4 protein-coding genes are annotated in these 3,244 nt (G+C 76.0%); all 4 read left to right on the top strand.

The window, feature by feature from the left end; translation table 11 throughout:
- The coding region (locus IE249_RS35705) for a GVDTG sorting domain-containing protein (protein WP_506366303.1) at nucleotides 1–191 on the top strand (191 nt) is incomplete at its 5' end.
- Between the two features lie 104 nt (nucleotides 192–295).
- Nucleotides 296–913 carry a class F sortase gene (locus IE249_RS00540; protein WP_189702771.1) on the top strand — a complete coding sequence of 206 codons (618 nt, stop codon included), beginning with the start codon at nucleotides 296–298 and terminating at the stop codon, nucleotides 911–913.
- 109 nt (nucleotides 914–1,022) lie between these two features.
- The gene (locus IE249_RS00535; RefSeq protein WP_189702770.1) at nucleotides 1,023–2,279 is read left to right on the top strand and encodes an NAD(P)/FAD-dependent oxidoreductase; all 1,257 of its coding nucleotides are present in this window, start codon (nucleotides 1,023–1,025) and stop codon (nucleotides 2,277–2,279) included.
- Nucleotides 2,280–3,244: FAD-dependent oxidoreductase (locus IE249_RS35700; protein ID WP_229857133.1), on the top strand; the 965-nt coding region annotated here is incomplete at its 3' end.

Below are 3,244 nucleotides of genomic sequence, written 5' to 3'. Positions count from 1 at the left end.
CGGGCGACCTGCTCGTCACGCTGACCGCGGCGCAGGGGCAGGCGCAGCCCCGCGGAAGTGTCAAGACGGGGGTCGGCGGCGCGCTCGGCCGCGACCCCGCGCAGACCGCGGCCGGCGTGGCGGCTCTCGCCGTCGCCGCCGCGGGCGGTACCTGGCTCCTGCATCGCCGGGCGAGAGGCGACGGGATCTGACGGACACCCTCCGCTGTCCGTCCGCCGGTACCGCTTCCCCTCCCCCTCCGGGCCCGACGCCCCTCGCGGCCCGGAGGGGGCACGGGGTACCGAGAGGGGTTCGTGTGCGAAGGATCGGCAACACCGCCATAGCGACCGTGACCGTGGTCGCCCTGTGCTCCGGGGCCTGGCTGCTGCACGGCGCCGGCACCCACGCCCCGCCCCAGCCGGCCGCCGCCGAGGGCCTGCCCGACCCCGGCGAGGAACGGCTCACCGCGCCCGCGCTGCCGCCGTCCCCGCCCACCCGCATCCGCATCCCCTCCATCAGGGTGAACGCCCCGCTGACCGGCCTCGGCCTGACGAGGTCCGGCAGCCTGGACGTGCCGCCCGCCAAGGACAAGAACCTCGCCGGCTGGTACGAGGCCGGCACCACCCCCGGCGAGCGGGGCACCGCGATCGTCGCCGGGCACGTCGACAACGCGGAGGGCCCCGCCGTCTTCTACGACCTCGGCGCGCTGAAGAAGGGCGCCACCGTCGAGCTGGACCGCCGGGACGGGAGTGTCGCGCTCTTCACCGTGGACGCCGTGGAGGTCTACGCGGCCCGCGACTTCCCCGACGAGAAGGTCTACGGCGCCGCCCGCCGCCCCGAGCTGAGGGTGATCACCTGCGGCGGCGGCTACTCCAGGGCCACCGGCTACCAGGGCAACGTGGTCGTCTTCGCCCACCTCACCGGCAGCCGCTGACCCGGCCGGGAGATCTCACACCCCGGACCCGCACCGGCTGAGGGCAGCGTTCCGTACGGGAAACAGAGGTGATGCCACCGGGTAACGTCCGGGCCGCACGCTCGGGGACATGACCTCGAATACGCGTGTGGTGGTGATCGGCGCCGGCCTCGCGGGCGTCACCCTCGCCCGGCGGCTCGGCGAGCTCGGCACGCCCGCGCTGCTCGTGGGCGAGGAGGAGCACCCCCCGTACAACAGGGTCCTGCTCGCCGAGGTGCTGGCCGGCCGGTACGCCCCCGAGGTGATCGCCCTGCCCGCGCCCGCCGGGTTGCTGCGCGGCCGGGTCACCGGCATCGACCGCGCCGCCCGCGAGGTGCGCTGCGCGGACGGTTCCGCGATCGCGTACGACACGCTGGTCCTGGCCACCGGCTCCAACCCGGTGCTGCCACCGCTGCGCGGACTGTTCACGCCGGGGCACGAGCTGCCCAGGGGCGTGCACGCCTTCCGCACCATGGACGACTGCCTGGGCCTGTCGGCGGCGGTCCGGCCGGGGGCGCGGGCGGTGGTCGTGGGCGGCGGGCTGCTCGGCGTCTCCGCCGCGCGTGCGCTGGCCGTGCGGGGCGCCCAGGTCGTCCTCGCCCAGCAGGCCGAACGGCTCATGGAGCGCCAGCTCGACCCGGGCGCCTCGGCGCTCGTGCTGCGGCACCTGCGCGGCCTCGGCGTCGAGGTGCACACCGAGTGCCGGGTACGGGACGTGCGCTGCGTGGGCGGCGCGGTCCGCTCGGTGGAGCTGGCCGACGGATACGCCCTCGACGCCGACCTCGTGGTCCTGGCCTGCGGGGTGCATCCGCGCACCGGGCTCGCCGAGGACGCCGGGCTCGCCGTGCGCAAGGGCGTCCTGGTCGACGACGAGCTGCGCACCTCGGACCCGCGCATCCACGCCATCGGCGACTGCGCCCAGCACGCCGGCACGGTCTACGGCCTGGCCGCCCCCGCGCTCGAACAGGCCACCGCCCTCGCCGGGCTCCTCGCCGGCGACCCCACCACTCCGGCCGCCCGCTACACCGGCACCCGCGCCCTGACCCGCCTCACCCTGGGCGGCCCCGCCCTGACGGCACCCGCGGCGCCCGGACCGAGGGCGCCCTTCGACCTCGCCGCCTTCGGCGAGACCGAGCCGCGGCCCGGGGACGACGTCGTGCAGCTCGCCGACGCCACCCGCGGCACGTACCGCAAGGTCGTCGTCCGCGACGACCGGCTGGTCGGCGGGGTCCTGGTCGGCGAGCTCGGCACCGTCGGCGCGCTCGCCCGCGCCTGGGAGGGCGCCGAGTCGCTCCCCGCGGACGGCGGCCCCCTGCTCCACCTGCTCACCAACGATGGAGGCTCCTGAATGTCCGCCACCCCGGGGGCCACCCCCACGATCGTGCTCGTCGGCCACGGCATGGTCGGCCAGCGCTTCCTCGAGGCGCTCGCCGAGCGCGGCCTGACCGCCACGCACCGCGTGGTCGTGCTGTGCGAGGAGCCGCGTCCCGCGTACGACCGGGTGCAGCTCACCTCGTACTTCTCGGGCACCACACCGGAGGAACTCTCCCTGACGGACGAGGAGTTCATCGCGGCGCACGGCATAGAGCTGCACGTCGGCGACCCGGCCGAGTCCGTCGACCGCGACACCCGCACGGTCACCGCGCGCTCCGGCCTCACCGTCGGCTACGACGTCCTCGTCCTCGCCACCGGCTCCTACCCCTTCGTGCCGCCGGTCCCCGGCAAGGACGCCGAGGGCTGCTTCGTCTACCGCACCATCGAGGACCTGTTCGCCATCGAGGAGTACGCGAGGCGGCGGGCGACCACGGGCGCGGTGGTCGGGGGCGGGCTGCTCGGCCTGGAGGCGGCCGGCGCTCTCAAGGGGCTCGGACTGGCCGCCCACATCGTGGAGTTCGCGCCGCGCCTGATGCCCGTGCAGGTGGACGACGGCGGTGGCGCGGCGCTGCTGCGCACCATCGAGGGCATGGGCCTGACCGTGCACACCGGCACGGGCACCCAGGAGATCGTGGCCGGCGAGGACGGCGCGGTCACCGGCATGAGACTGTCCGACGGCTCCGAACTCGCCACCGACATGGTGGTGTTCTCCGCGGGCGTCCGCCCCCGGGACCAGCTCGCCCGGGACTGCGGCCTCGCCGTCGGCGAGCGCGGCGGCATCAGCGTCGACGCGCAGTGCCGCACGGTCGGCGACCCGCGCGTGTTCGCGATCGGCGAGTGCGCGCAGGCGGTGGACGGCCGGGTGTACGGGCTGGTCGCCCCCGGCTACGAGCAGGCCGAGACGGCGGCGGCCACCATCGCCGCCGACGAGGCCGAGTT

Origin of the sequence: Streptomyces anandii JCM 4720 (assembly GCF_014650655.1) — a bacterium.
GTDB lineage: Bacteria > Actinomycetota > Actinomycetes > Streptomycetales > Streptomycetaceae > Streptomyces > Streptomyces anandii.
The sequence above is the reverse complement of the archived record's forward strand: the minus strand, read 5'-3'. Positions and strand labels throughout refer to the sequence as shown.